Raw genomic sequence first — 25,102 nt, forward strand, 5'->3', positions numbered from 1 at the left:
AGTTGCGCATAGCAAGATACAGAGAATTAGAACTGAATTTACATACTAAAAAAGAAAAAACAATCCGATAAAACTGATTAAATCTGTAAACATGAGTTGTGAAGCTAATATAAATATGTCTGTTATTGTCCCGGCATATAATGTTGAAGAATACCTGCCGGCATGTATTGAATCTCTCATAGATCAGGATATTTCCGTTGAAATCATTCTGGTTAATGATGGTTCAACTGATGATTCGGGAGCGATAGCCGATCAGTATGCCAATCAAGACAAACGTATTAAAGTAATTCATCAGGAAAATGGAGGAGCTTCGGCTGCACGCAATGCGGGTTTGGAAATTGCACAAGGAGAGTATATTGCTTTTATTGATAGCGATGACTGGGTAAAGCAAAATTCGTTAGGAGAATTATATAGGGAAGCCATCAGGTATCAAGCCGATATGGTAATGGGTAATATGCTGTTTTTCTATCAAGATGATAGTCTTGGAAATCCTTTCAATCCGATATCTAAAGATATTCAGTATGTTCTTCTTTCCGGTAAAAATGGATTTATAAAATTATCTGAAGCTGGCGCTTATCCGTCTATGGCATGTAATTATATATATTACAAGAAGTTTTTAGATAAAATACAGGCCAGATTTGAGAAAGGTATCATGCATGAAGATGAATTGTGGTGTCCCATCGTCCTTTATCAAGCTGAAATTTTCAACAAGCCGATGTCGTAGTATTCTATCTTCCAGATTTGGTACAAGAAGTAGAAGGTGATTTAGACAAACCGGAAGATCAAATCTGGGTAGTCTGGCATTTGGTGGAGACAGAAAAGAACTATCCATGGGTTAACGATCCGGAATTTAAGGAACTTTTCGACCTGCAAGTCTATTATCCTGAAGATGAAAAACAGGAAGAACATCCTGTGATTCAATTATGCCATACAATAGATAATACACTATATAAAAACAATGAATTTTAAATTCTGGCATCCACGCAGAAGCCCCGGCAACTTTGGTGACCAATTGAATGTTTCTTTTTTCAATATGTGGAGGGGTTCCGATGAATGATGCAAGGGTACTAGAGCCTACTACCGGAACAAGTTCATCATTTTCTGTAACCGAGTCAACTCCGAGTGTTTATGTAATAGTAGGAAAATAAACTGTACCATAACCTTTAAGAGTAAATAACCTATTGGTAGAATTGAATATGTATCAATTCAATTCTACCAATAGGTTATATTTTTCCATTAAAAGAAAAATATATTGAATAGTTATCTTTTTCTATTGTTTAATTTATTGAGACCAGTCTGCCAATAATACATGTCAATTATTTTCATAGGAGGATAATGTTGTTGAATTTTTTTTAAGATATAATCCTGACACTGAATAATATCATTATTTTTGTTTTTAACTATCTCTAATATTTCTTTAAAGTTATCTTTCCCTAGAACATTAGTTTCTTTTCCTAGATAACCATATCGAAAGTTTCTATCAATGGCAGGAAAACACCCTAAACATCCTAACATTATTTTAGTGATAAGGGTTTCCGTTGGAATTAGACTTTGTTTATTTTTTGAGAGGCGAAAATAGTCAATCTTATACACCTTTTCCAGGTCATCATACAATTTCTTTATCTCTTCTATATCAAATGGCTTTTCTCTAAGATATGAGTACTGTCTAATGATTTTAATAGTTTCACGATGTATTTTATAATCTTTCCAGAGAAGCCCGCTAGAGCCTCTATACATACCCCAACTGGCAAGATAAAAAGCCAAATGAAGTGCCAGATGATCATCTTGAGATTCATCTTCTTTTTGTATGTTGTTAAAAGCAGAATAGCAATGCTGCCAAGAAACATAACGATGATTTTTATCTTCAGAGATAACATCTACATAAGGCGTGATAACACTTATCCAACTACTTTCACTTTGAGGCATAATAAATATATTTTATTTGATGGGATTAAATCATTTTTTCTTTTGTTGGGATGCTAAATACCTTATTGGATTACGTGGTTTACTATCTTGTTTGTTTTTTGACTGCAGCTCTGCCAATGTCTGATTGACTAATTCCAACTGCATCCGGGTATCATCGTTGATGTCGTTGTAATCGGCAAACACTTCTTCTATATAATCTTTAAGTTCCTTTACTTCTTGTTGAAGCTCTTGAACCGGGTTTGCCGGAGGATTCAATACTAAATGGCGTATGGCTACAAATGCACGCATGATGCCTCTGTTTATCTCAATAGCTGTTTTAGAATTAAGTACACTACTAAGCATGGCTACTCCTAACTCGGTGAAAGCAAATGGAAGATATTTAAAGTTGCTACCTCTTCCTTTGTTCAAGATGCCAATTTGGTATCTTGAAAGTTCTTCACGAGTTACTTCAAACATAAAATCCTCGCCTTCAAAGCGTTCTATATTTCGCCTTACAGCACGTTTTAACTGTGAGGTTTCCGTACCGTACATTTCCGCCAGATCAAAATCTAGCATCACCTTTTGCCCTCTGATCTCGTATATCTTACTTCGAATAATTTGTAACTGATCCATCTTTATAGCTTAATCTTAAACGATTCCTTTCCAACTCTTACGACGTACATTCCGGAAGCCAAATCTATAGCCATAGATCCGCCATTAGATATACCGGAATAAACTAGGCGTCCTGAGAAGTCAGCAATAATAATTTTTTCACCGGTTACAGCACCTTCTATTGTTATCTGATTGCCGGCAGTAAATAATTTGACAGGAGAATCAATTTCTATTGATTCGTTAGCTGTAGCAACGTCCTTTAAAGTCCAACCTAGATCCTGAAGCATACCGAGGACAATTGGGCCAGGGGAAAAAACAAGATTAGCTCCTAATGCAATAATATTTTCTTTATTATACTTCTCTTCTAAGTGAGATATACTTGTTCCACTTAGCCATTGTTTAGGAGCATATATTTTCACAGGAAGACCCTCATTGGCTTTTATTCCGTTTTCACCTAACCAGTAAATTTCACCTGACGTCAAAGCATCTGCCAAACTCACAGATTTATTAGGATATATAGAAGTGTTTATTAATTGATTCTCTTTTTTATTGCCAATAAAAGTGTCATAAATATATGCTTTGCTAGATACAGAGCTTCCCCATTGCCCTTTTCCATCTTTTAAAGTCATAGAAGTATTTATACCTAGCCCATGACATATTTCATGTAATGCTGTGGTTAATAAACTTTTTTCAATATGAATTATATCTGGATCATTTATATCAGGTTCAGTTCCAACATTAGCATCTAATCCATAGTACCATTTACCATTGGCATTAAACACACAAATTATATCAACTACATCTTTGTTTTTATCATAACCTAATAATTGATTTATCAAGGACAAAGGATAGTAGTATCCATCAGTATACTGGTAATTATACATCGCAGCTCCATAAGCTGCGACATTTAGTTCATCAGCCCACCCAAACTTTACCTGGATAGGTATAGTTATTTCTAAACAAGAAGCCCATATCTCTGCTGCTTTATAAGCTGCCGCCTTCGCTTCTTCCGGCCAAGGAAGTAAATGAAAATTTCTTGCTTCTGCATCTTTATCACCCGGCTTCATAAATTCTATGAGAATTTTATCCGTAGTCGGAGATTGAGCATGAAGATATCCACTGAAAGAAAATAATAAGAATATTGTGTAAATAACAAGAAGATCAATACGTTTCATAATTTTACCTTTTTAGTTTTGCCGTTATATAACTGAAATACTTAAAGTTGTATAACGGCAAATATAAATTACTTATTCAATATATGCAAATTAATGTAAAAACATTATGCCTTTTTTAAAGGTCGCATTTGAACAATCAGAGGACTATGTGATGATTTTTTCTTTTGTTGGGAAATGGCTTTATCCTGATAAGCATGTAATGTGTTTATTGTGTCACAGAATAGTTTCATAGATACATACATTTCTCCATTGACCGATACAACATCTGCCCCTGATACTAATATTTCTTCCTTCATCTTATACCTCCTTCCTGGATTAATGCAAGGTCATAAGAGCCTCCAAGCAAAAGAAAAACATATAAAATGACCAACAGAAGGGTGCATAACTTAGCTTCACTTTCATTGCATTTAATAGCACCAAAGGATAAAAACGAATAAACCTTGGCAAGATTCAGCCAAGTAAATGGATTGGAGATTTGTACACGTTTCCGGCTCCCGGTTACAGGTACGGTTAATTGATTTGATTTCATAACTACTATGGGTTTTTGACTTTTGGTAGGATACAGTCTTACCAACTGAAGTACAAGAACGGCTGCACTTTCCCGTTTCGTCAAAAACCCACAGTAGTTCACTCCGAAGAGACTATGTGATGGGAAAGGCAGCCGCCTATATCGTACAATTTGGGCATAAAAAAAGCCCAAAACAAAAGTTGAGCATTATCCGTTACTCTTCGGTTTAGTGAATCCCTCACTATGGGTTTTTGACTAATGCAAATATGCGAATTATTTTTGAATTGACAAAAGAAAAAGGTTGATTTTTTCGCGTTGCTTAGATAATTATATTTATGATAATTGTTCCCCCTTGCTATACCCCCTAGAGAGTTTTATAATAGTATCCCATTAATTTATAACCAGATGTGTTTGCCTAATATTCTTCCTCCTGGACTACGAAACAGGTGATCATTAATGGAGGGAATGTAAATACCTCTGTTACTTTTACTAAAGCAGAAACGGTTACTTGGGAATATACCTTTAATGTTAGTGGTGATACTAAACTTCTTTATCGTGAAGGTGGCCCAGTGTATTATACTGTTACTTCATATAAAGAAAAATATATCAATGGCTCTGCTACTGGTGTTCGTGAGAATGTAGGTTATACATCCAGTTTTACTGCGATAAAAGGAGGATTCACCTACACTGAATCAAGTATTATTGCGGCTAACTGGGTAAATCCAACGTCTTCCGGCAGATTTGCAACTTTGAGTTTCACTCAAAACGAATCCGGGAAAACAGGTAAATTCTCTGCACAACAAACAAGCCAGGTAACTCCATAACAGCATTAAGGGACTGTCTTCTATTTGTTAGAAACAGTCCCTTCCTATTTTTTTTATATATTCTTTTGCGATTCAAATAAAAATACTACATTTGTGTACACATATGTGTACACAAATGTATAAAGAATAATATTATGATAGTAGTTAGTAGCAGAGAGTTCAGGGATAATCAAAAGAAGTTCTTTGACTTGGCCGAAGTTCAACGGGTTGTAATCAAGCGCAAAAACCAGTTTTTGGAACTTGTGCCAAGAGGTGAAATAATCCCCGAAAGCGTTAGTCCTTCCAACGATCCCTATTTCGATGATCCCAGAAATATAGCTGAGATAAATACAGGCATGCAGCAGGCAAAAGAAGGCAAAACGATAGCTATGCGAAAAGGGGAGTCTTTAGATGATTTTCTAAATAGGGTTGAAGAATGTATCAAATAGAATTTACTCCTAAAGCAGCACAAGGAGCATTAAAGTTAAAGAAATCAGAGCCACAAGCATATAAGAAATTGGAAAAACTTATATTGGAATTGCAAGAAACCCCGCAAACAGGAATGGGACACCCGGAAGCACTCAAATACAGTAAATCCGGACTATGGTCACGGAGAATAACAGACAAACACCGATTAATTTATTCGGTGAATGACATAGAGATAAAAGTGCTAGTTGTTTCTACACATGGACATTATGACGATAAATAAAAAAAGTAATTATATACCAAAATAAAAAGGGCATCCATCATGATGCCCTTTTCATTTTTACAAGCCGTTATTTATTTCTTTGATTCCTCCAGAGATACTTTGCGGAACTCTTTCATCAACTTTTCTATTTCCAATGAAGCTTTGCGAGCGCGGGTTCCGGCAGCTTTGTTTCCGTTTTCTGCCTGAGCTGCAGCGTCAGTTTTAAAAGTTGCATAAACAGCGTCGATCTTTTCGATTAATTCTTTCATTTTTTTATTTTATTAGTTTATATATTAGGTAACAAAGATAAGCAAAACAACCAAAATCCTAAGATAGTTGATACCACTTGATTGTTATTTTTTTTGATGCTGCTTTTAAAGTAGTGCTTAATTATGGTCAGACGACTATTCTCTGCCATATCTGTCACAATCGCAGGATGTACATTTTCTGCTCTGCAGACGAGCCAGTTTGCTCGGACATAGCGGGCTGAAACATACGGAGAAATCCCCCGTGCAGTAGACAAACTGGAAGAAGAAGTAACTAATAGTCTATCCGAATTAAAACTTTGATAATAAAAACAGTAACTTTGCATAAAGTACCAAAATATGAACTTTGAATCATTAGTAAATTATATCAGTGCCGTTTAGGACACGCTGCAAGCACAGGCAGCACATTCTGTAAACCTTGCACTAACTTCCCGCAACTGGCTTATGGGCTGTTATATCGTGGAATTTGAACAAAACGGTGAAGACCGTGCTGCCTATGGTGAGCAACTTTTGAAGAAGCTGGAAAAACGACTGAATGCCAAAGGTCTGAATGAACGTCGATTCCGGGAATTCAGACGCTTGTATCTTGTTTATCCACAGTTAAAAGAAGAGGTTTTAGGCTATGTTATGTCGGGTTCGGGAATTCGGCACACACCGTCCGCCGAATTTGAGCTTCGAACAGAGTACGGCAGTAATATAGACCTGGTGTTTTTCATATTTGACAATGGAAATATTGTTGTATTGTTTAATGGCTTTCATAAAAAGACACAGAAAACTCCTGTATCTGAAATAGAGAAAGCCGAAAAAATTAAGGAGGAATATTATGCACGAAAACAATCATCAACTAGTAAATTATAGCGATGTGCTTGATGCTGAGTTTGGGAAGCCAGGGACTCCACAACGCATCGAAGCAGAAGAAAAAGCATATGCTTTTTATACCGGACAGATAATCGAAGATGCTCGGAAGAAAGCGAAGATAAGTCAGGCAGAACTTGCCAGACGGATTGGTTCTGACCGATCTTATATTTCCCATGTGGAAAGCGGACAGACCGAACCAAAGGTTTCAACATTCTATCGAATTATGAATGCGCTGAATTGCCAGATTGAGTTTACAATGAATTTGTAAATAATTAATAATTCATCTTCGGCGATTTACAATTCATGAGAATTATAGAGTTAAGCCAAATGAGTAGAACTTATGATAAAAGTGGCCGTCTAATTTTAGAATTGCAGGCGGCCACTAATATGTTCAGTTAGTTAAGTAGTACATTTATATCTTAGCTTCCAGGCTTCTTTTGAAATGAAGCCCTAATAGACCTATTTGAAGTAATAACAAAGGTTAGGGTTGGATCAGATCCTAAATATCTTCCACCTTCGTACCAACCTGCAAAAACAGCAGTGAAGCCGGCACGTGCCCGTAATGTTACTGTTGTTCCTTCTTCATAAGTACCACCACCAATAACACCACAGCCTGAAATTCCGCCGTCTGTTTCAACTTCTGTTGTTACAGTATAAGTTTTCTTTTCCGGTTCAGGATTCTTTGTAAAAGTAACAGAGGTATTTACGTTCCCTCCATTAATGGTTACTTGTTTAGTAGTCCAGGAGGAACTCCAACCAGGAGCAGGAGTCGCTGTTAATGTGTAAGTTCCGTTAGGTTTTTCACATCCAGTGCCAGATACCGTTCCGGAACCAGTAATGTCACAAAAGATACAGAAAACATCTCCACCTGGTGTTACAACTGGTGGCTTCTCTGGTTCAGGGTCTGGATCAGTCCCCCCTCCACCGCTTCCGGGATTTTCAGGGTCAGGATCAGGTGTAGGTGGTGCTACCGGGTCAGCTTCAAAATAAGCCGTATAACTCATATTGCTGTTTACTTCATCTATGGTTATCGTACTGGAGGAAGAACCGTTACTCCAGCCCGTAAAATGATAACCGGATGAAGCAGTAGCACTAAGACTGGCAGCATCGCCAAATAATACACTACCACCACCGGAAACAGTTCCGCCATTTGAAGGACTGGCAGTACCGGAGACACTATAACTGTTACGAGAGAATTTAGCAGTATATATCATATCAGTTGGCCCCGCAGTTTCCCAACGTTGGGAACTACTATTCCCATCCGTCCAACCACTAAAAGAAAAACCATTACCAGGCGTAGCTGTGAGCTGTGCTTTTGTTTCGAAAACATACGAACGAACAGGAGTGACACTACATCCATTCCCACCTAAACGGGGATGGGTACCATTGGTATAAGTCAAATCCCCTCCTATACTAAAGTAACCCCTTTGAAAGATAGCCGTGATAGTACGGTTGGCTTCCGATACAAAAGTGTAAGGGTTGTCTGTACCAGCAGTAGCACCCGCCTCCTGCCATTCTTTGAATAACCATCCGGGAATTGGCTGGGCTAAAGCCTCTATGCTTGTACCGTCATTATATACATTTCCTGTTTTATCAGGACTTGTAACTGATACTGACCCTCCTGTTCCGGCTAATACTTTTATACGTGACTGCAAAGTAATGTCGTATTTCGTCAATGTACCTTTTGCCAGGGTTAAAGCGTTGGCATTATTATACTGTTTTACTTTCCCATCTTTCAATGCAACATCAACAAAGTATGTTCCCTCTTTAATCGTCTGAGCCGGAAGGTGTGACCTGAAATGATATTCTGTATCTGTCTCTGAAAACAGGTACATACGGAAAGGCTGGGCATTTTCAATTGTCTCCACATTCTTTGTAATCATATTTACGACACTGCCGTTATTACAAGCTTTCAGGGTTACCCCTTCTACCCCATTCTCCGTCCGCTTATTGATAATCACTTCCAAACAGGCCATCATTTTATTAAACTGCAGGGAAACCAACCCTTCTTTATAACCGATATATTCGGCCACCATCATATCCCCTTTTGCAAAATTCGACTTCGTTGTCTGGTTTCCGAAAACATAATGAGGTATTGCCGTTGCATCCACTATATTTGAATTATACGGATAGTAAACATATATATCCAAAACTCCCACAGGATAACGATAGATCGTTTGCTTCTTATCTACAGGGACAAAACTATTACTTGCTGCTACATATTTATAACGCACATTATCAGCATAATTCCCTTTCTCCAATAGACTGCCAACTTCATTTTCTTTACGTGAAACGGCATAAACACCGACTTCGTCACCATCCGAAAATGTAGTACCCATTCCTTCATACTCCGTCCGCGTCATTACCGTTGTCGGACTGATCAGGATTCCACCATCATCAACCAAGCCTGATATATTTTCCTTATTATTCTCTCCTGTTTTTCCACGAAGATCTTCATCTCCTTCGCAAGCGAAGGTGGAAAATAGCATAGCAGCCCCCAGGGCTACTATGCAGAATTTACTAAAAATAGTTTGCATGCTTATTATTTAGTATTAATTTGTTATTTTAAATCTCCTGTACCGGTTATCGTGCCCTGAGTCCATTCGTCAATATCGACATCTCCACCGCCAGCACCAGATCCGGAACCACTACCGTCACCGCCGCCAAACTCAACTTCAGTGCCGTTCAATGTAATTGTATAAGTATACTTCTTGCCACTTTCCCAATTTGTACCTGATGCGAATTTATAAGTGTAATCCTTGCCGTCAATTGTGAATGTAGCAGTCAGGTCACCATCCCTAAGTGTTGTACCCGTAGGCAATGACATAATACCGGGGAATGTTGATTCATCACTATTCATATCTGTACCGATGGAAGGAACAAGGCCATTTACATTGTCCTGTACATAAATACCTGAAGCGTCCGCTTCGTCAACAACTGAGACTTTCCCCGTTTGGCAATTCAAACGTCCGGTCTTAAATAAGAAACCGCCATTGCCTTTGATAGCAATTTTTGTAAGTCGAGCCGTTGCGTTGTAATTCTTCTTGAAGATATTGAAACGAACCAAAGCCAACGCGTGTTTCATGGTTATGTATACGTCCGGATTGTCACTGTTGATTACTGTACCGGGATTGGAATGCGTACCATACATATAATCTGTCTGGGTAGTACTTTCTATCGCTATATTAGCCCCGTCTGTAATGGTTTTCTTGTAAGGATAGTAAGCATAAATAGTACAGGCTTCGCCCGTTAAATACACGTTAGGCTCTTGAATCCATTTTCCTCCGGTTCGTTTTGAGTTTACATTTGTGTAGCCTGCAAAATCATTGTAATTCTCGCCTAAATTACCTCTGGTTGCAAACAAACCGATCTGGTCACCGTCAGAAAACAGGTTTACGGGGCCGATAGAAATACCACGCGTATTCCCTCCAATGTCTGTGAGTACGTTTAACGGTGTTTTTTGTCCTTCCGGCTGAATCTGGGATGTCTCTTTTTCAACATCTTCATTACTGCAGGAAGAAGTACCTAGTGCTGCACAAAAAATAACGACTGCATAAAAAATCTTTTTCATCTTGTAATTTTTTAAATGATTAATAATATGTTAGTTGAATATCTTACCGTACTAAGGAATCCCAGGTTCCGGAAATCCATTGGTCTATGGAAATATCACCCTCGGTGTCACCTGCTGATACTCCAAGGCGCGTTATATGTACCGTAAGGGTGCAGTTTATCACATCCATATTGTTTTCTTCTGCATCCTTAAAGTATTCTGATAAATCATATTTGAAAGTGACTGTGCCACCTGAGTACAGGTTCAAATCAAGGGATAGTATATTTCCTGTTTCTTCCAACGGACCAAATGTGGTGACACGGGCACTGAAATCAGTTGTACCCGAAGCAATCCTCCTGCATGGAAATACAATTACCCCGGAAGGACTAAGCCTTTCCATTTCCGACAAGACAATACCTGAAGCGCAACCTTGCAAAAAACCATTGATACCTGTTATATGCGAAGGAGAATCCAAACCATCTACCCTTACAATCAGGTTGATGCCCTTTACTACAGCTCTGGGCTCAATGATCATACTTGTTGTATCGTCAGGATACACGGTAGCCGAAGCCATATCACAAAAGATGACACCCGGTTCTGAGGTTGTCCCTCCCAGTACATCCGTATAAGCCTCCAATTTTCCGATCTCTTTTTCATTACGGAAAGAAGCTTTTACATTCTGGCTATTATAAATAATAGAATTATACCCCCCGGTTAAAAGCTTATATACCCCTATCGTATCGTGGTGGTATACATTCCCTTCCCCAACAAAAAGAAAAGACATGCCTTTCGTGGGTATTTCGGATGTTGACCATTCTGCCGTTTTCCAATTAAACACAGGCTTAATAAAGCCCGTATGAGGATGGTCATGGTAATAGCATAAATCCCTGTCTATACAGCTTGTAAAGCCAAATATGATTACTGACAACAGGGTTATTAATAGTTGTTTCTTTTTCATCTTCTTATTTTTTAATATCTGTAGATTAATGCAATTTTTGCCTTGGTTGGAATGAATGTATTTTTATGTACCGTCTTTTTGTAGGGATAACACGGATCGTACCATCCGTATTTATCATATTTCGTATTTACCCAACCGGCAGAGATTCCCAACTCCAGATCGAAATGCCGGCTGATAGGTTTTATCCAACCGTATGAAAAACCTGCACCGATGTAATCGCCTTGATAACCATTTTCTTTTTTAGTCATCATCAAAGAGTATTCTCCAACGTGTGCATACAGACCGAAATAATGTCCCGTGAAACTGTTATCTTCAGCCAGGTAGTACCGTACTTCCGGAGAGAAAGTCCAAAAACGATAAGTACGGGAGCCACCCTTAAAGGATAGCCGGGTATAGTGGCCTTCCAGATTGATGGAATAATGATTTATGGTATAATCCTTTCCAAGATAAAATTCAACTTCCATATTGGGAACCAACATAGCCCAACCGAGCAAATTTGTCTTAAATGAAGGCTTCGGATTTCCGAAATAACACTCCGTAGTGTCTATCGTGGACAAATAAAGGGGGGCAGCCATCACCTTTTTTTGAGTGTTCTCCTGAGCCATCAAGCCAGATAGCGGGATCAGGATTAGAAGCATTGTAATAAGTTTCTTTTTCATTTGTTTTCTTTTTAATATTCAATTCTTTACTTTCCTAAAATCAGGGATAACAGCTTATCACCGGAGATAATTTCAATATTCGTATGCCGATAGCGGTTATAGGTATCTTTACCGGTTTTACCAGTGTGGATGAAATACCCGCCTTTCGCTTTTTCCGTTTGTTCCACCAGACATAAAAAATCCGACAGATGCCTGGTATTGACATAAGATTTATACCTCTTAGCCTGCAGAAGATATAGTTCGCCCGAAAGATATACGCGGCCGTCGATGCCTCCATCACCGGTGTATCTGTCATTACGTTCAATCATGTATCCATGTTTCTCGAATGATGTCAGTAGGAGTTCTTCGAAAACAAAAGGATCAATTTTCCTAAGGTATCCCATGATCCGGGCTTGCCTGTTTTCTCCTTTAAAGTCAGAAAAGTGCCGGATAACCTTTTCTGCAGTTTCAATATTTTTCTTTTGTTTTTTCCTGACTTTTCCTTTTTTCAAAAAGAATAATGAGAAAAAGAGGAAAAAAACGGAGAGTGTAACCAGCCATTCCATTAATCGAATTGATTGAGTTGGTATTTTTTTATTAGCCGGCTGATCTCAGGATCAAGATTGCCCCTCCATTTTTTTGTACCATCCAGGTTACAGGATCTTGTGTACAGCTCTACTGCCTCTTTTTCTTTTTTTAGCCGGCAGGCAGCTATAGAAAGCAAATACAGGTTGGTGGCTGTGTCAGGAAGTTTTTTAAGCGTATTATAGGCTATCTGATCAAATCCCAATGCCAAATAAGCTATAGCGGTATTGACATCCGCATACGGACGGAGTAACTCAAGAGATGGTTTATAATCGCCATTACGTAATAGTTCTAAACCTTCCCTGTATTTTTCTTCCATCCCGTAAGGTGAATTTTGAACGAAGTTTCGCAGAGAGCTTACAACGAAAGAAAGGCTGTCACTTATGTTTATCGGATAGGTATCTGCATTCAACGTCCTTATTTCAGCACCCATTGAAAAACTGATACGTCCGGTTAAATCTGTTGCAGGTATTTCGGCCGTATATGTATAATCGAATGTACTGTCAGGAGCAGCGATAAAATCAGACTTTATATTATCCCGTTTTTTTAAGCTAACTATCTGACTGAAACGTTCTGACAGAACTCTTTTAAAGTATTCATTCCGGTTTACTTTCTTTTTATCCATGAAGCGGGAAACGAACATGGCCGTATCCTGGCGGGTCTGTAACTCATAATTTGCCTTATTAACCGTCCTACGGTAAGATAATTTAAGCTCTCGCAGAATTTGGCGGTTATGACGGGCAATCTCTTTTTCCAACTCTTGGTGGTGAAGGTACTCTGACAGGTCATCTTCCGGTAAGATCACTTTACGGAGATGGTTATAATACGCATATTGGCTGTCCTGCTTTTTCCGGAAGTTGATGCCGGTAACTGTAATGCCGGGAAGTACTACTTTAGAACGGGGGTAGAGATATAATTCCCAATTATCATTTAACAGCTCCAAAGGAGCATGTACATTAAAGGCTACCCGGACAAACCCGCTCCGCTCGGCAACATTCTTAAAACGGGCGGTTACCTTGATTTCCTGCAAGCCAACCGTCAATAACTGTTCGCCAGTTTTCTCATCGAGCGTATTCCGTCCTATAGTATGCTCAACACCTTCTTTATCAGTATAGGTTGATAGTGTATCGGCTTCTCCGAAACTGACACTTTCGAATCGGGTATAATCCGAAGGCAATACAATATCGACAGACGTTTCTTTAGCTGATTTTAATTGTCTCCGCGTAGTACAAGAAACGAATAATGCATTAATTATCAATAATATAAAAACAATCCTCATATCTTATTTTTTAATATCCAGGCACATAAAAGGTCTATCACACTTGTCTTATACAAGTGCAACCATACTTTTTTTAAGCCTTGTTAGTTAATTATTCCCCTGATAGATTGATCACTGTTTCTTTTTCATTTCCAAATGAATCTTTTACCTGCAATTCAATCTTATGTTGGTTGGAGGAAGAGGCTGTATAACGTATCACAAAATTTTCAGGTGATACCTTATAGTATGTATTTTCTTCCAAGACATTCCAGTCTTCATCAGATACCACGCCTTCACCCTGGCGCAGGAAATAACTGATATAATATTCCGCACCGTCCCACTTTCCATCTCTCTCCAAACGGATATTTAATGACACGGTTTCGCCTTCCCTGACTTCTTCATGGTACTTCTCTACATTTACTTCAAATCCGTAGTCCCTTTTCACTTCCAGATTTTGTTCGCAGGATACCCCCACAAACGCTATAAATGATAATAAACTGATAATATAAATTTTATACTTCATGACTTATTCTAATTTATGATATATTTGATGCCTAAACCTATCTGATTATGAAACTTGTCCGTATCATTTCCCCATAGTCCCCTCTCACGGCATGAAAGCAACAGGACAAAACGATCCGTCAAGTAAGTTTCTATTTCAAGCGATACCGCACCACCATAGATAAAATTATCCTTTGCCTGGATAATCCCGCCATCAGGAAGGCTACGCTTCCCCCAATTCACAGTTTCATAACCGGCCAATGCGGAAATTCCCACCGAAAAGAAAAATATCTTTCTGACATCTGATAGAAAATTAATGTAATACCCTCCTTCTGCAGTAAATTGTGATACCGGAATTTTACCTGTCTGATCCTGTATGTCCCGGTTTAAAAAACTTAACCCGGCTACCCATCTATTGGAATGGCTATCATACCTGGAGTAATTTAAGCCCGTATAGTAACCTTTAGTCCCGTCAACAATACCGCCGGAAGCTTCAATGCCTTTCATGCCGGGAAGATAACGTTGCGCCACTATATTTCCGGAGAACAGGAAAAAGACAAAACCAAAAAACAATAATTTTCTCATAGATTGATATTTTTAATTGATGTTGCCGATATGATATCACTATGCTTAACGGTAAACCGGATATGGCGGCCGCCGTTTTTCTCCATTATTTCTACGACTAATATCTTATCAGGGGAGATCGTAAATTTCTGGAAGGCATAAACAATCCGGAAGCCTGTTTTAGGATTGATCCGTTTTATATTACGACCCATATATTCCCTTACCGGGTCAACAGACTGAATCTGGCTGGCTGTCCTTTTCAACTTCTTCTTATCCTGCACAGAAAATTTGATATAATCTATATCGTAAGAAACATTTGATAAGTTCTTCATATTGATATTGAAATACATAATGTCATTATGCACGTAGATACCCCGGAGGGTAGCTTCTATTTTATTGCACCTTTCACCCAAATGGGTAATCTGGCGTTCATTTTTGGCATAGATTGATCCTATAATCATTTCAAGCATATAAGGTGACTCGCCTTCGATGTCTTTGAGGATAAGATTTTCACGATTGATGGGGCGGTTACCATTCACTGATACGATCGGTTTCATTTCATAGAACAGCGTTTCAGGATGATCATTGAATGTGACAAGGAATGTGTAGAAGCTACCATCCTCGCAAATTACAGAAAAGTTTGTTTCCTCCTTGAAATCCTTATACGCTGCCTTGACACGCACAACATTCTCTGTTTCATCAGCTTTACCCGCTATCAAGTAATTACTGCCAAGATCTACATATTTTACCTTGCTTGGAAATGCAAGGTGTGTCGTTTTGACAAACCCGACTTCTATATGGTAATAGTCATCGTGTTGTGCCTTGATTGTGCATGCATACAAGAGCAAGCCCGTTATGAACAAGATTATTTTTCTTTCCATGGAATAATTATTGTTTTTGAGGAAGTAATAAAACTTCGTAGTTTGACTTTAATGTAACTTTTACCGCCCTGAGTTTTTTAGACATGTATTGGGAAGCACCATTCATTACACCGCGGGTAACATCCATCGCAATCTGCTGGCCGGCACTACGGGCAAACGAAATACTAGTACCCAATCCGGAACCGATATTGGCTGCCCCTTCCTTCAGGGCATCGAGTTCAACGCTGCCGGGACAATAAATACCCGGCATACCATCCGTATCGTAGACCTTCATCCTTACAGGAATAATATTTCCTGAGTACTCCAGGCTTTCTATTTGTATATTCAACCGGTCACCCTGAATACTCGTTAGCCCGGAAATGACATGGTTACGCGGTATCGTTATATTCCCGGCTTGCAAAGGCTCGATAAGCCGTAACTTAACACGCTGGCCGGCTGTTACCGTCTGGTCTCCGCTGACAACAGCTTTGATGGTATTTGTACCGACCTGGTAACTACTGCCAACAGCCGTATTAAACCCATAATTATAAGGAGCATCCAAAAGTAATTCCTCTGACAGGGTACTTACAACGTCATTACCCTTACGGGCTACATCAACCGTTTCATCATCGGCCTGTTCCATTTCCCGATTTGCTACAGCTGGGGTACCCGGAGCAGAAGTCCCCATATATTTTGATGCCATCGCATAGGATTTTTCCATTAATTCCAATTGGTTATTTTCATGGCTCTCCCTTTCCTGTTTCTTCTCAAGCTGGTACACTCTTGCCTCCAACTCCGCTTTTTCCCTTGCCAACCGGTTATATTCCCAATCACTCACGGCATCGTTATCTTGATTCTTTAAACGAGTTTTCAGTGTTTCAAGACCTGAATTATCTTCTATACCGTTTGAAGGCGTTTTCAATTCAACATCAAACTTTCCGCTTTTATCCGCTTCACCCTCTCCTTTCGTCTTTAATGAGAACATATAATCATCCAACGATTTTACACCTTTCGAATCATCTAGAGCGGCATTCTCATACGCTTTCATCTTATCTGCCAAAGGCTCGGATTTACCTTCAGGTAATTCAGTGTTCAATCCGGAAACAATCTTTTCCTTTGCCACATCGTCAGAAGAAAAAGCGTAATACATTACCAATAGGAAGATCAGCACCATGCTACCTTTTACAAGGTATTCACGCAGTTTCTTTTTATCTGTTTTTTTTAAATCCATACGTTTCCTCCTTATTCTAATTGTTTATTTACCATCTCTTTAACAGGTTCCAGATCCTTGCCTAATTCCGGCACGGATAGTTTTGATATGCCATCCGCTAAATAGAATATGCCATAACTAAGGAGCAGGAGCATAAACATGCACAAAACCACGAGTTTTATCCGCTCTTTGGGGGATGTTGGTATTATCAGTTTTCTCATTTTCTATCGTAGGTTCCTAATTCCTTATTTTCCAACACTTCAAAATTCTCTATCATAAAACCATGGCTGTTATTATCCGAGCGCGTTTTAGTGTTGATCAGTGTACAACTGGTTACAAGGCTTCGTTCGGTCACATTACTTTCGCGGATAATAATCTGGCGGGCATGAGTGGTTACCTTATAAGGATATGCTTTAAAGTCGCAATCTATTTTTTCAACTTTAATAATCTGGGAAATATTATTCCGGATCAGACGGTTGTAATATCCCTGTTCCATTAAGTCCTTATAATATTTATAAGCCGACTTATCAGACAGGTACAAGGCACGTTCGATATTGTATTCTATAGCTTTCTTATCCGGTGAGAGTGTAAAAAAAAGCTCATGGAAATCCTTTACATGGGCGCGGGCTTCTGCCGGACGGTTCTGTTCGGCATCTTCCGACAATCCTGCCACCAATATCTGGCTATTCTGATCCAGGACGTAGATTTTCTTTCGTTGGTTTTCAGCAAAAGAGTAGGCACTGTAAACTGCATATATAGTAACCAGGGTACATGCAACCAGAAAGACTAGCGAAAACACCCTGATCTGCTTAAAGCTGGTTTCTATATTTTTTAGTGTTTTAAATTCCATCATTTTCCATTTTTAATTATATCACCAATTGACTTAAAACCTCCCCCGTAAACGTGAGAGAGTTTGCCTAATCCACTCCTGACCGCAGAACCGGCACTTTTAGATAAACTTTTACCCTGTTGTGTCAAATTACGGGTATAAGACCCCGAACCACCAGCCTGGACAATCCAGTTTGCCACAGAAGGCACCGAGAAGTACCCGAAGATACCGACAACCATCATGGCAAGCATCAAAACGGAATTGGCCGTGCCCGAAACACTTAACGCTTCCAACTGTTGATCGCATAGCAAATTATTTGCCTTTGAGAGAGCTGCTGTTAAAAGGTTCGCGATGGGCAACCATAGGGAAATGGTTATATAATGCGACAACCAATTCGTAAATGAATTTGCCAGGGGAGGAAAACAAGCGGCTGCGAAGGCTAACGGACCAAGGATTGCCAGAATTATTAAAAAGAAAGTACCGACTATGTTGATAATTAATTTTGCCGCATACGAAAACACTTGTAGGATAGACTCGAACACGCCCATTATCCATGTCTTTTTATATTCCATATCGGCAGCCAGTTCCTTCCGTGCTATCTCATCGTAGTCTTTTATTTGTACCTCTTTCAAATCTTCTTCCGTCTTTACATCTCCTGCAGGCTGTTCGTCTTTAGTCAGATAATACACTACTTGTGGGTTTGGGGGTAATTTTGACTTGGCATCTTCCAATTTGTCGCTTTTTTCATAAAACTCTGTTTCCTGGCTTTCTGCTAACCGGGATGTCGCTTTGGCTATCGGTTGCAAGATTCCATCAAGGCCACCCACTACCAATATATCAAAATACATTATGCAAAATCCCAACGAAACAGGCCTCAGGAAACTCCAAAAGTCTATCGGCTGATTGTCTGCCATAGATTTTATACAGGACATCCCAATAGCCGTCAGGCAACCTAATGCAGCCAAGGCCTTTGCCACAACCATCATTTGTGTGCAGAGCTGCATCATATCGGATTTCAGTGTTAGTAATAATTGTTCAAACATGATATTTTACAATTTGATCATCTGAGCAGTTCCCTTTCCAGGCGTTTTTGCTCCTTTCGTATCTTTACACTCTCACTCTCCCCCAACATTTGTTGGTTAAGCCGGTAAGATTTTGTTGACAAGGAAGACAGACGGGCGTAGTATGTATCTATTGCGTCTAATCGTTCTTTGTCGGAAAGGGACATTCCGGTATTAGTTATGACATTGTTCATATCAGAAATCACACTAGCTACGGCTGACATCAAATTACTCTGTTGCCGGTTGAATACGTTTATCTGTGTTGCCGAATAGTACGGGTCAGACATTACTTTTTGCCGTGTTTTGCTAAATTCATCAATCACATTAATGGATATCGTTACGCAATCCTTTACTTTGCGGGCATCCCGGATAAGGTGGTGTACATTTTGTAATGACTCGTAATATTCTTTTCCTTGCTGGAAGATCTTATTTGTTTCCGCTATCTCATCCAACGTATTTGTTACCGTATTACAATGTTGGGCATAATTCAATATGCTTTGTGCAAGCGATGCAGGGTCATGTACGACCCATTGGGCATCCATTTTTACCCCAACGAACGAAAAAATAAATGCAATGATTAATATTCGTTTTATTTGTTCCATACTTTTAAAATTTAAGTTGTTTTCTGTTGACGCTTTTCCTCGGCTAACTGGCGTAAGGCTAATTCGATATTGCCACCTAACTTGTCCGTACGTTCTTCTATCCGCATTTTTTCTTTTTCCTCTGTAGAATAACATAAGTGTTCTTCAGGACTTAACTCGGTAGCATATACTGCACCATGAGTACCTCCCCAGCCAAACCAAACCTCCCGGTAATCACCACGCCCTTTTTGGTAGTTAAGGTTAATACTTAATATCTGCTCTTTGTCCTTATCTGTTAATCCTAGAACTTCCTGGATCTTATCAAACTTGTTTATATTCTTCCGCTGGTCAAGAAGTATCTTGCAATCGGCATTGGCGATGATGGACTCTTTTACAATAGGCGATGAAATAATATCATCCATTTCCTGGGTGACAACCACTATTTCTCCAAAATATTTACGAACCGTTTTATAGAGGTACTTAACGTATTCTGCCATACCTTCCTTTGCGATGGCTTTCCAAGCCTCTTCCAAAACCAACACTTTACGAATCCCTTTAAGACGGCGCATTTTATTAATATATGCCTCCATGATTACAAGTGTCACTACGGGGAACAGGACTTTATTATCTCTGATCTTATCGATCTCAAATACAATGAAACGCTTATTAAGTAAGTCAAGATCCTTATCTGAATTTAAAAGATAATCATATGTACCACCCTTATAAAATGGTGCCAGCACATAGAGAAAATCGACAATATCAAACAAAGCTTTGGGTTCTACTTTTTCCCTTTCCAGCAGTTCCTTCAAATCTCCGGCAACATCAAATTCATCGCGGACAAATTCATAGAAAGTATTAAAACAGGCTTTCACCTCCCGTTTTTGTATCTTTTCGATATAAAGGCTCATTGCCCTTTCTACGGCTACGTCTTCCGATGGTTTCAGTTCACCGCCCTCACGTTTCCATAATGAAATAATGAGGGTTTTCAAACTATCCCTTTTCTCTATATCATAGACACCATCATCAGTGTAAAATGGATTAAAACTGATTGGTTCATCTTCGGTGTAAGTGAAGTAAATGCCATCATTACCTTTTGTTCTATTATTGATCAATTGGCACAGGCCTTTATAACTGTTACCCATATCGACAATTATCTCGTGGCTTTGTTGTACCCAATAATTGTGCAATAGGTGGTTCATTAAGTAAGACTTCCCCGTCCCTGATGGACCGAGTACAAACTTGTTACGGTTCGTAATTATACCTTTCAGCATCCATTCATCGGAAAGGTCAACATGCACCGGCCGACCGCTTAACCGGTCTGTCATTTTTATGCCGAAAGGAGACAGGCTATCCTTATAATTTGTCTCCCCTGTAAACAAACAGGTAGCATTTTCAAGAAAAGAACAGAAAGATTCTTCACGTGGAAAATCACCGGCATTACCCGGTATGGATGACCAGTACAATACAGGACAATCAATTGTATTATGACGGATTGTTTTACACCCCAACTGAGAAAGGGCTGAACCGACTTCGTTACGTATCACCCCCAATTCCTGAGGCGATTCACTCCAGGAGATGATATTGTAATGCGCATGTACCGTTATAAGCTGGTGGGAAAGCGCATTCTCAAGGTATTCACTAATATGTTGTTCATTTATCACGTTCTGGGTGCTCACATTGGATAAGGAGTGCATTTTTTTGGCACGTCCTTCTAACTCCCTTATATCGTCTGACGTACTATTTTTAAATATATACTGGTTATATATATGGTTCCGGCCTAGCAATAGACCTAATGGGGCAGCAAAGCTCAAAGAACAATCACTCATTTCCGTTGAAAACGGCTCATAACGTAAATCGGTTCCAACCTCCTGGGGCAGATCGTCAGAGGAAGAGATTTCATGGAAACAAACATACTTATCCCCTACTTTCAATCCGTCATCCGATATGATTATATCCTCCAATGGTTTAAGTTCCGGGGATTGATCCAAACGCATGTGTTTTTCAAAGATACCTGCCGAAGTATCTGTTCCCAGAATTTCACTTTCCGTTAACCGTTCCAGTTTTACAAGGCTACAATCATTTATGATTTGTTCCATTTGGCTGACAGCGTCGGCAAACTCCTGGATCGTCTTTTCATCCACCGCCTCCGGTATTAAATTACCACGCAAAAGCAGGGAATTTATACTTTCAACATGGCTTCTGCCCTTCCGTGTTTTAGTTATGAAAAGGTAACAGGTATGGTCAAGATAAGGACGTTCATTAAAATTGCGCTCGAATGAACGTGTCAAAAAACTTTCCCCGGTTTCTCTTTCTTCAATTGAATACATAGAACTCGTAAACCAGTCCTGTTTATGGATGACACAGTAATCCGGCAAAACCTTAAATGCTTTCACCCAGCACATTTGGAACATTTCATACTCTGCACCTGAGATTGTAAATATTTCTGGTAACAGGACACGGAATCCGACCGTATATTCTGCAGCTTTATTGATTATAAAACCATTTTCTACCGCATAGACAGGGAAAGCTTTACCTATATCAATTCCTTTTGAGATATTCCTCATTTTGTTTATGATTTAAAATTATTTCCGTTGGTTTATGGGTATTGCGGACAAAGCAAGGTAACAGGTAACGTACCTGTAATTTCATTAAGCCATGCACGCCGTAATGCTGGCTTATATAGACCAGACCGGAGATTGCCCCAAATAGTAGAGATCCTACTACCAATATCGTTAAAAAGACATTCACACTTGTATTGCTCAGGAATACTGCTATTATAAACAGAAAGACGATAACACCTCCCGCAATATATATGTATTGGCCTTTTACGCCTGCAAATTCTAATGGCTTGTCAACACCACGTATGGTAGGATAATATGCCATTATTCAATAAACATTTTTCGGATGAATAATTCACCTACATACAAAGCTACAGCACTGCCAACAAAGGCAACCGCATGTTTGGATGATTCCGGATCTGCGGAATTAAATTTATTATAGACCTTAATAGCTCCGACTAACCCGAGCAAACCGGCGACAATCCATATGAATTTTTTAAACGGATCATACCAGCCCTTCAGTTCGCTTGTAGCTTCTGAGATAGCTTGCGAACCTCCCATTTGGGCATAAAGGACATTAAACCCTTCCCAACAAGTAAACAGAAAGGCACAAACCAACCAGCCCTTCCGCTGTAATTCTTTTTTTAATTTTACCCTTGACATTTCTTATTTATGTTTATGTTGTTAAAAATGCTGACATATCAGACAATAAGGTATCTGATGAATATTCTTTTTCCTGCACGCTGGATATCAGGGAAGCGATCCTTTCTCGTATGCTGGTATTTCCTGATAATGCATGGTAGAGCTCTGTACCCTCTATCTCATGAAGCATATGTCCTACACTCTCTATTTCCAAATCTGAATCAGGTGAGTTAAAACTTTCTTCCAATGCTCCAAAGTCATTTATATCCATTGATGGCTCTACCGTTTCCAATACGATAGATTCATTTTCAAGATTTATTTCAGCATCGCTCTCATCTAAGAGGAAAGTATCGACTTCACCTGTTTGAAACGGGTTTGTTTCTTCTTCCTGCTCAGGATCTTTCGACTTATCCAGAAATTGGCTTATATCCGTTAGGCTCGCCCCGATAACATTCTGTATTACTCTGTAAACCGACAGGTCGGTTTTGCTGGCTCCCATTACCCGGAATTCCGACTGCGATTTCTCCTGGCAGGACTGTTCCTTCAGGTTTTCAATAAACGGGAATATCGTGTTTATACAATTCCTGAATAGTTCTCTCATGTGTCGAACAATGTTCCTCTACAATTTTTTCTACTAAATTTCCTGTTGCTACCCGGCCATTGTCTGAGGCACTGCATAATTGCTTCAATCTGTTTCGTGTCTCCCTTGAGACAATAAGAGAAAGACGAGTAGGGTCTTTTACGCGATTTTTTTCAAGAAACTTCTTTTTGTATTGCTCTCGTGTCATTATAATTAAGTTTTAAAATTGCAATGATTTCATTCATAAAGCTGTCCATATCTATATTCGTATCCCGAATAGAAGACGGGGACGGAGGGAAAATGGTGGAGATAAGAAACTGACGGTTTTCTCCGTTCATTAGTTTACGAAACCGGGATGAAAGTGGTATCCTGGTTTTAAGCAAAGGCAAAGCCAGGGGAGTGATAACATTTTCTTCATAAACGGAATATAATTCGTTTCTCTCCCTTCTGTCTTCTTTATTCCAGAATAAATGAATATTGTCATTATAGATACCTCTCTTTTCAAGAATATCTTTAATACCGCAGGCAAAATTCAATGAGCTTTCCAGTACCGGTAAACTCGCCTCCATAGGTGTGAAAAAGTAATCTAAATTTTTTAGTATGTTCAAGACACCGATATTGTTAATCGTACCCGGAAGATCGAAGAAAACAACATCGAAATCAGCTTTCGATTTTAACAATACGTTTTCTACAGTAGAAAGAGCATCTTCCGCCTTGGATGAAAAAATAGGGAAAACCGGTTTTTCAAGACTTTTATAAAGTCGTTCCGCTTGACTATTATAAAAATCATTCGTCTTTATCTGCTCTACCTCCCATTTCCGGAAATTGAATATTGTATGCTGGGGATAGTCGCAATCAACTACCGCCACATTAAATCCCTTATGATACATATAGCAGGAGGCAATTGTGGTGAAAGAAGATTTTCCTACACCACCCTTCTGGTTACAAAAACTTACATAAATTGGTTTGTGCATAGCGTGCATTTTTTTATTTGAGGACAAATAAATAGAGATATGCAAGAGAATCCAAAAAAAAGGGCGTTTTGTCCCTTTTGGTGATAAAAAAGCCGATAGAAAACACAAATTTCTATCGGCTTTTCTGCTATTACAAGTTATTCTATCTTTTACTCCTTATCAGAAAAGATTGTTTTATAATGGCCCGTCCTGTGACCTTTGAAGATCCGTCAGTTAATCCAGCGTGTAACAATGTACTTTTCTTTATTCCAATACGTTCTTCCGTTAATATTGAAAAAACGGCGGATATACTTCCAAAATAAAAGTCCCGTCTTTCAAAAATCAAATGAACATGTATAATCTTTGTTTTCATTCTGTTTATTCTTATTTGAGGCTTCTGAATATCGCACACTTCTAAATACTACGTATATGGAAGTTTTCATGTTCTGATTCCTATAAATAGGATATTCATCCTACCTATTTGAACGTTCTAATGTATTCGGTCAATGCCAGATCAGCGAATTCACGCATGCTTATTTTACTACCTGTTTTTTGGTAGTAATCTAAAAGAGTAGCACGGATAGATTGCTCAACAGAAATGGATATTCTTATTTGAATTGTGCTATCAGTCTGATTCATAAAAGACTTTTTTTTCTTTAAAGACTTTTTTTTCTTCAAATTAGAGAGCTGCTCCTCTTCCGGACTTACATTATTAAGTACTAAATCCTTGTTTAAGTTCTTTGAAACTGCATTCGTAAATGATGCTATTTCCGTTTCGATGGAATTTTCTAAAAAACTACTCATAATTATTTTAGTTATTATTTTAGTATTATGTAATTTCAAACTTCTGTTACTTGTCACTTTGTAACGTTGTAACTTCCGTTACTTGTCACTTTGTAACGTTGTAACTTCTGTTACTTGTCACTTTGTAACGTTGTCGACAAAATAAACTGATGTCT

35 protein-coding genes are annotated in these 25,102 nt (G+C 38.9%); 7 read left to right on the top strand and 28 right to left on the bottom strand.

The window, feature by feature from the left end:
• Positions 1 to 91: 91 nt before the first annotated feature.
• Positions 92 to 724: a glycosyltransferase gene (locus ACYIB7_RS12355; protein WP_480337241.1), complete on the top strand. Its 633-nt coding sequence runs from the start codon at positions 92 to 94 to the stop codon at positions 722 to 724.
• 17 nt (positions 725 to 741) lie between these two features.
• On the top strand, positions 742 to 969 hold the full coding sequence (locus ACYIB7_RS12360; protein WP_480337243.1) for a hypothetical protein: 228 nt from the start codon (positions 742 to 744) through the stop codon (positions 967 to 969).
• 291 nt (positions 970 to 1,260) lie between these two features.
• Here the strand turns inward: ACYIB7_RS12360 and ACYIB7_RS12365 are convergent, their stop codons facing one another.
• From ACYIB7_RS12365 to ACYIB7_RS12385, 5 genes are all read right to left on the bottom strand, one after another.
• A complete protein-coding gene (locus ACYIB7_RS12365) occupies positions 1,261 to 1,926 on the bottom strand; it encodes a hypothetical protein (RefSeq protein ID WP_480337245.1) in 666 nt (221 codons plus the stop codon).
• A gap of 30 nt (positions 1,927 to 1,956) precedes the next feature.
• Positions 1,957 to 2,538, bottom strand: a complete 582-nt coding sequence (locus ACYIB7_RS12370) for an ORF6N domain-containing protein (protein ID WP_480337247.1) — start codon at positions 2,536 to 2,538, stop codon at positions 1,957 to 1,959.
• 2 nt (positions 2,539 to 2,540) lie between these two features.
• Positions 2,541 to 3,692, bottom strand: coding sequence for a DUF6383 domain-containing protein (locus ACYIB7_RS12375; protein ID WP_480337248.1), 1,152 nt, complete (start codon positions 3,690 to 3,692; stop codon positions 2,541 to 2,543).
• A gap of 104 nt (positions 3,693 to 3,796) precedes the next feature.
• Complete coding sequence (locus ACYIB7_RS12380) at positions 3,797 to 3,988, bottom strand: hypothetical protein (RefSeq protein WP_480337249.1); 192 nt, start codon at positions 3,986 to 3,988, stop codon at positions 3,797 to 3,799.
• Positions 3,985 to 4,221, bottom strand: a complete 237-nt coding sequence (locus ACYIB7_RS12385) for a hypothetical protein (protein ID WP_480337251.1) — start codon at positions 4,219 to 4,221, stop codon at positions 3,985 to 3,987. Before ACYIB7_RS12385 ends, ACYIB7_RS12380 begins: the two co-directional genes overlap by 4 nt.
• Before the next feature lie 425 nt (positions 4,222 to 4,646).
• Between ACYIB7_RS12385 and ACYIB7_RS12390 the strand changes: the two genes are divergently transcribed.
• The 3 genes from ACYIB7_RS12390 (at position 4,647) to ACYIB7_RS12400 (ending at position 5,712) form a co-directional block, all read left to right on the top strand.
• Positions 4,647 to 5,024 carry a hypothetical protein gene (locus ACYIB7_RS12390; RefSeq protein ID WP_480337253.1) on the top strand — a complete coding sequence of 126 codons (378 nt, stop codon included), beginning with the start codon at positions 4,647 to 4,649 and terminating at the stop codon, positions 5,022 to 5,024.
• A gap of 134 nt (positions 5,025 to 5,158) precedes the next feature.
• Positions 5,159 to 5,452 carry a prevent-host-death protein gene (locus ACYIB7_RS12395; RefSeq protein ID WP_480337255.1) on the top strand — a complete coding sequence of 98 codons (294 nt, stop codon included), beginning with the start codon at positions 5,159 to 5,161 and terminating at the stop codon, positions 5,450 to 5,452.
• Positions 5,440 to 5,712: a Txe/YoeB family addiction module toxin gene (locus ACYIB7_RS12400; protein WP_480337256.1), complete on the top strand. Its 273-nt coding sequence runs from the start codon at positions 5,440 to 5,442 to the stop codon at positions 5,710 to 5,712. The genes ACYIB7_RS12395 and ACYIB7_RS12400 overlap by 13 nt, the downstream gene beginning before the upstream one ends.
• A 71-nt stretch (positions 5,713 to 5,783) precedes the next feature.
• Here ACYIB7_RS12400 and ACYIB7_RS12405 read toward each other — a convergent pair whose 3' ends face one another.
• A complete protein-coding gene (locus ACYIB7_RS12405) occupies positions 5,784 to 5,960 on the bottom strand; it encodes a histone H1 (protein ID WP_480337258.1) in 177 nt (58 codons plus the stop codon).
• Between the two features lie 441 nt (positions 5,961 to 6,401).
• On the opposite strand from ACYIB7_RS12405, the gene ACYIB7_RS12410 reads away from it, so the two are divergent.
• Together ACYIB7_RS12410 and ACYIB7_RS12415 are read left to right on the top strand one after the other, a co-directional pair.
• Positions 6,402 to 6,815 (top strand): type II toxin-antitoxin system RelE/ParE family toxin, encoded by a 414-nt coding sequence (locus ACYIB7_RS12410; RefSeq protein ID WP_480337260.1) that lies wholly within the window; start codon positions 6,402 to 6,404, stop codon positions 6,813 to 6,815.
• Positions 6,781 to 7,083: a helix-turn-helix domain-containing protein gene (locus tag ACYIB7_RS12415; protein WP_480337262.1), complete on the top strand. Its 303-nt coding sequence runs from the start codon at positions 6,781 to 6,783 to the stop codon at positions 7,081 to 7,083. Before ACYIB7_RS12410 ends, ACYIB7_RS12415 begins: the two co-directional genes overlap by 35 nt.
• A 151-nt stretch (positions 7,084 to 7,234) precedes the next feature.
• Here ACYIB7_RS12415 and ACYIB7_RS12420 read toward each other — a convergent pair whose 3' ends face one another.
• From ACYIB7_RS12420 to ACYIB7_RS12525, 22 genes are all read right to left on the bottom strand, one after another.
• Positions 7,235 to 9,352 (bottom strand): InlB B-repeat-containing protein, encoded by a 2,118-nt coding sequence (locus ACYIB7_RS12420; RefSeq protein WP_480337263.1) that lies wholly within the window; start codon positions 9,350 to 9,352, stop codon positions 7,235 to 7,237.
• Positions 9,353 to 9,375: 23 nt separating this feature from the next.
• Positions 9,376 to 10,386 (bottom strand): fimbrillin family protein, encoded by a 1,011-nt coding sequence (locus tag ACYIB7_RS12425; RefSeq protein ID WP_480337265.1) that lies wholly within the window; start codon positions 10,384 to 10,386, stop codon positions 9,376 to 9,378.
• 43 nt (positions 10,387 to 10,429) lie between these two features.
• Positions 10,430 to 11,323, bottom strand: coding sequence for a hypothetical protein (locus tag ACYIB7_RS12430; protein WP_480337266.1), 894 nt, complete (start codon positions 11,321 to 11,323; stop codon positions 10,430 to 10,432).
• An 11-nt stretch (positions 11,324 to 11,334) separates the two neighbouring features.
• Positions 11,335 to 11,982 (bottom strand): DUF3575 domain-containing protein, encoded by a 648-nt coding sequence (locus ACYIB7_RS12435; RefSeq protein ID WP_480337267.1) that lies wholly within the window; start codon positions 11,980 to 11,982, stop codon positions 11,335 to 11,337.
• A 26-nt stretch (positions 11,983 to 12,008) separates the two neighbouring features.
• Positions 12,009 to 12,473: a restriction endonuclease gene (locus tag ACYIB7_RS12440; RefSeq protein WP_480337268.1), complete on the bottom strand. Its 465-nt coding sequence runs from the start codon at positions 12,471 to 12,473 to the stop codon at positions 12,009 to 12,011.
• 53 nt (positions 12,474 to 12,526) lie between these two features.
• Positions 12,527 to 13,825, bottom strand: a complete 1,299-nt coding sequence (locus ACYIB7_RS12445; protein ID WP_480337269.1) for a hypothetical protein — start codon at positions 13,823 to 13,825, stop codon at positions 12,527 to 12,529.
• Positions 13,826 to 13,916: 91 nt separating this feature from the next.
• Positions 13,917 to 14,327: a TraQ conjugal transfer family protein gene (locus ACYIB7_RS12450; RefSeq protein ID WP_480337271.1), complete on the bottom strand. Its 411-nt coding sequence runs from the start codon at positions 14,325 to 14,327 to the stop codon at positions 13,917 to 13,919.
• Positions 14,328 to 14,335: 8 nt separating this feature from the next.
• The gene (locus ACYIB7_RS12455) at positions 14,336 to 14,890 is read right to left on the bottom strand and encodes a conjugal transfer protein TraO (RefSeq protein WP_480337273.1); all 555 of its coding nucleotides are present in this window, start codon (positions 14,888 to 14,890) and stop codon (positions 14,336 to 14,338) included.
• Positions 14,887 to 15,750 carry a conjugative transposon protein TraN gene (gene traN / locus ACYIB7_RS12460; RefSeq protein ID WP_480337274.1) on the bottom strand — a complete coding sequence of 288 codons (864 nt, stop codon included), beginning with the start codon at positions 15,748 to 15,750 and terminating at the stop codon, positions 14,887 to 14,889. Before traN ends, ACYIB7_RS12455 begins: the two co-directional genes overlap by 4 nt.
• A 7-nt stretch (positions 15,751 to 15,757) precedes the next feature.
• Positions 15,758 to 16,960, bottom strand: a complete 1,203-nt coding sequence (gene traM, locus ACYIB7_RS12465) for a conjugative transposon protein TraM (RefSeq protein WP_480337276.1) — start codon at positions 16,958 to 16,960, stop codon at positions 15,758 to 15,760.
• A gap of 11 nt (positions 16,961 to 16,971) precedes the next feature.
• Positions 16,972 to 17,160, bottom strand: a complete 189-nt coding sequence (locus ACYIB7_RS12470; RefSeq protein ID WP_480337277.1) for a hypothetical protein — start codon at positions 17,158 to 17,160, stop codon at positions 16,972 to 16,974.
• The gene (gene traK / locus ACYIB7_RS12475) at positions 17,157 to 17,789 is read right to left on the bottom strand and encodes a conjugative transposon protein TraK (RefSeq protein WP_480337279.1); all 633 of its coding nucleotides are present in this window, start codon (positions 17,787 to 17,789) and stop codon (positions 17,157 to 17,159) included. The genes ACYIB7_RS12470 and traK overlap by 4 nt, the downstream gene beginning before the upstream one ends.
• The gene (locus ACYIB7_RS12480; protein WP_480337280.1) at positions 17,789 to 18,811 is read right to left on the bottom strand and encodes a TraJ family protein; all 1,023 of its coding nucleotides are present in this window, start codon (positions 18,809 to 18,811) and stop codon (positions 17,789 to 17,791) included. The genes traK and ACYIB7_RS12480 overlap by 1 nt, the downstream gene beginning before the upstream one ends.
• 17 nt (positions 18,812 to 18,828) lie before the next feature.
• The gene (locus tag ACYIB7_RS12485; RefSeq protein WP_480337282.1) at positions 18,829 to 19,431 is read right to left on the bottom strand and encodes a DUF4141 domain-containing protein; all 603 of its coding nucleotides are present in this window, start codon (positions 19,429 to 19,431) and stop codon (positions 18,829 to 18,831) included.
• Between the two features lie 11 nt (positions 19,432 to 19,442).
• Entirely contained in the window at positions 19,443 to 21,974 is a 2,532-nt protein-coding gene (locus tag ACYIB7_RS12490; protein WP_480337283.1) for a TraG family conjugative transposon ATPase, read from the bottom strand.
• The gene (locus ACYIB7_RS12495; protein ID WP_480337285.1) at positions 21,949 to 22,293 is read right to left on the bottom strand and encodes a DUF4133 domain-containing protein; all 345 of its coding nucleotides are present in this window, start codon (positions 22,291 to 22,293) and stop codon (positions 21,949 to 21,951) included. The genes ACYIB7_RS12490 and ACYIB7_RS12495 overlap by 26 nt, the downstream gene beginning before the upstream one ends.
• Entirely contained in the window at positions 22,293 to 22,631 is a 339-nt protein-coding gene (locus ACYIB7_RS12500) for a DUF4134 family protein (protein ID WP_480337287.1), read from the bottom strand. The genes ACYIB7_RS12495 and ACYIB7_RS12500 overlap by 1 nt, the downstream gene beginning before the upstream one ends.
• Before the next feature lie 13 nt (positions 22,632 to 22,644).
• Positions 22,645 to 23,211, bottom strand: coding sequence for a hypothetical protein (locus ACYIB7_RS12505; RefSeq protein WP_480337288.1), 567 nt, complete (start codon positions 23,209 to 23,211; stop codon positions 22,645 to 22,647).
• The gene (locus ACYIB7_RS12510) at positions 23,162 to 23,398 is read right to left on the bottom strand and encodes a DUF3408 domain-containing protein (protein ID WP_480337290.1); all 237 of its coding nucleotides are present in this window, start codon (positions 23,396 to 23,398) and stop codon (positions 23,162 to 23,164) included. The genes ACYIB7_RS12505 and ACYIB7_RS12510 overlap by 50 nt, the downstream gene beginning before the upstream one ends.
• Positions 23,364 to 24,164: a ParA family protein gene (locus ACYIB7_RS12515; RefSeq protein WP_480337292.1), complete on the bottom strand. Its 801-nt coding sequence runs from the start codon at positions 24,162 to 24,164 to the stop codon at positions 23,364 to 23,366. Before ACYIB7_RS12515 ends, ACYIB7_RS12510 begins: the two co-directional genes overlap by 35 nt.
• A 142-nt stretch (positions 24,165 to 24,306) precedes the next feature.
• Complete coding sequence (locus ACYIB7_RS12520; RefSeq protein ID WP_480337294.1) at positions 24,307 to 24,516, bottom strand: hypothetical protein; 210 nt, start codon at positions 24,514 to 24,516, stop codon at positions 24,307 to 24,309.
• Positions 24,517 to 24,620: 104 nt separating this feature from the next.
• Entirely contained in the window at positions 24,621 to 24,947 is a 327-nt protein-coding gene (locus ACYIB7_RS12525; RefSeq protein ID WP_480337295.1) for a hypothetical protein, read from the bottom strand.
• Positions 24,948 to 25,102 lie beyond the last annotated feature (155 nt).

The sequence above is a fragment of the Parabacteroides sp. KHUB-03 genome, from assembly GCF_056640975.1.

Bases quoted from the DNA above. Each gene is read 5' to 3' on its own strand.
- ACYIB7_RS12355 (WP_480337241.1), top strand. From the start codon at position 92: ATGAGTTGTGAAGCTAATATAAATATGTCTGTTATTGTCCCGGCATAT.
- ACYIB7_RS12365 (WP_480337245.1), bottom strand. From the start codon at position 1,926: ATGCCTCAAAGTGAAAGTAGTTGGATAAGTGTTATCACGCCTTATGTA.
- ACYIB7_RS12370 (WP_480337247.1), bottom strand. From the start codon at position 2,538: ATGGATCAGTTACAAATTATTCGAAGTAAGATATACGAGATCAGAGGG.
- ACYIB7_RS12375 (WP_480337248.1), bottom strand. From the start codon at position 3,692: ATGAAACGTATTGATCTTCTTGTTATTTACACAATATTCTTATTATTT.
- ACYIB7_RS12380 (WP_480337249.1), bottom strand. From the start codon at position 3,988: ATGAAGGAAGAAATATTAGTATCAGGGGCAGATGTTGTATCGGTCAAT.
- ACYIB7_RS12385 (WP_480337251.1), bottom strand. From the start codon at position 4,221: ATGAAATCAAATCAATTAACCGTACCTGTAACCGGGAGCCGGAAACGT.
- ACYIB7_RS12395 (WP_480337255.1), top strand. From the start codon at position 5,159: ATGATAGTAGTTAGTAGCAGAGAGTTCAGGGATAATCAAAAGAAGTTC.
- ACYIB7_RS12400 (WP_480337256.1), top strand. From the start codon at position 5,440: ATGTATCAAATAGAATTTACTCCTAAAGCAGCACAAGGAGCATTAAAG.
- ACYIB7_RS12405 (WP_480337258.1), bottom strand. From the start codon at position 5,960: ATGAAAGAATTAATCGAAAAGATCGACGCTGTTTATGCAACTTTTAAA.
- ACYIB7_RS12410 (WP_480337260.1), top strand. From the start codon at position 6,402: ATGGGCTGTTATATCGTGGAATTTGAACAAAACGGTGAAGACCGTGCT.
- ACYIB7_RS12415 (WP_480337262.1), top strand. From the start codon at position 6,781: ATGCACGAAAACAATCATCAACTAGTAAATTATAGCGATGTGCTTGAT.
- ACYIB7_RS12420 (WP_480337263.1), bottom strand. From the start codon at position 9,352: ATGCAAACTATTTTTAGTAAATTCTGCATAGTAGCCCTGGGGGCTGCT.
- ACYIB7_RS12425 (WP_480337265.1), bottom strand. From the start codon at position 10,386: ATGAAAAAGATTTTTTATGCAGTCGTTATTTTTTGTGCAGCACTAGGT.
- ACYIB7_RS12430 (WP_480337266.1), bottom strand. From the start codon at position 11,323: ATGAAAAAGAAACAACTATTAATAACCCTGTTGTCAGTAATCATATTT.
- ACYIB7_RS12435 (WP_480337267.1), bottom strand. From the start codon at position 11,982: ATGAAAAAGAAACTTATTACAATGCTTCTAATCCTGATCCCGCTATCT.
- ACYIB7_RS12445 (WP_480337269.1), bottom strand. From the start codon at position 13,825: ATGAGGATTGTTTTTATATTATTGATAATTAATGCATTATTCGTTTCT.
- ACYIB7_RS12450 (WP_480337271.1), bottom strand. From the start codon at position 14,327: ATGAAGTATAAAATTTATATTATCAGTTTATTATCATTTATAGCGTTT.
- ACYIB7_RS12455 (WP_480337273.1), bottom strand. From the start codon at position 14,890: ATGAGAAAATTATTGTTTTTTGGTTTTGTCTTTTTCCTGTTCTCCGGA.
- traN (WP_480337274.1), bottom strand. From the start codon at position 15,750: ATGGAAAGAAAAATAATCTTGTTCATAACGGGCTTGCTCTTGTATGCA.
- traM (WP_480337276.1), bottom strand. From the start codon at position 16,960: ATGGATTTAAAAAAAACAGATAAAAAGAAACTGCGTGAATACCTTGTA.
- ACYIB7_RS12470 (WP_480337277.1), bottom strand. From the start codon at position 17,160: ATGAGAAAACTGATAATACCAACATCCCCCAAAGAGCGGATAAAACTC.
- traK (WP_480337279.1), bottom strand. From the start codon at position 17,789: ATGGAATTTAAAACACTAAAAAATATAGAAACCAGCTTTAAGCAGATC.
- ACYIB7_RS12480 (WP_480337280.1), bottom strand. From the start codon at position 18,811: ATGTTTGAACAATTATTACTAACACTGAAATCCGATATGATGCAGCTC.
- ACYIB7_RS12485 (WP_480337282.1), bottom strand. From the start codon at position 19,431: ATGGAACAAATAAAACGAATATTAATCATTGCATTTATTTTTTCGTTC.
- ACYIB7_RS12490 (WP_480337283.1), bottom strand. From the start codon at position 21,974: ATGAGGAATATCTCAAAAGGAATTGATATAGGTAAAGCTTTCCCTGTC.
- ACYIB7_RS12495 (WP_480337285.1), bottom strand. From the start codon at position 22,293: ATGGCATATTATCCTACCATACGTGGTGTTGACAAGCCATTAGAATTT.
- ACYIB7_RS12500 (WP_480337287.1), bottom strand. From the start codon at position 22,631: ATGTCAAGGGTAAAATTAAAAAAAGAATTACAGCGGAAGGGCTGGTTG.
- ACYIB7_RS12505 (WP_480337288.1), bottom strand. From the start codon at position 23,211: ATGAGAGAACTATTCAGGAATTGTATAAACACGATATTCCCGTTTATT.
- ACYIB7_RS12510 (WP_480337290.1), bottom strand. From the start codon at position 23,398: ATGACACGAGAGCAATACAAAAAGAAGTTTCTTGAAAAAAATCGCGTA.
- ACYIB7_RS12515 (WP_480337292.1), bottom strand. From the start codon at position 24,164: ATGCACAAACCAATTTATGTAAGTTTTTGTAACCAGAAGGGTGGTGTA.
- ACYIB7_RS12520 (WP_480337294.1), bottom strand. From the start codon at position 24,516: ATGAAAACAAAGATTATACATGTTCATTTGATTTTTGAAAGACGGGAC.
- ACYIB7_RS12525 (WP_480337295.1), bottom strand. From the start codon at position 24,947: ATGAGTAGTTTTTTAGAAAATTCCATCGAAACGGAAATAGCATCATTT.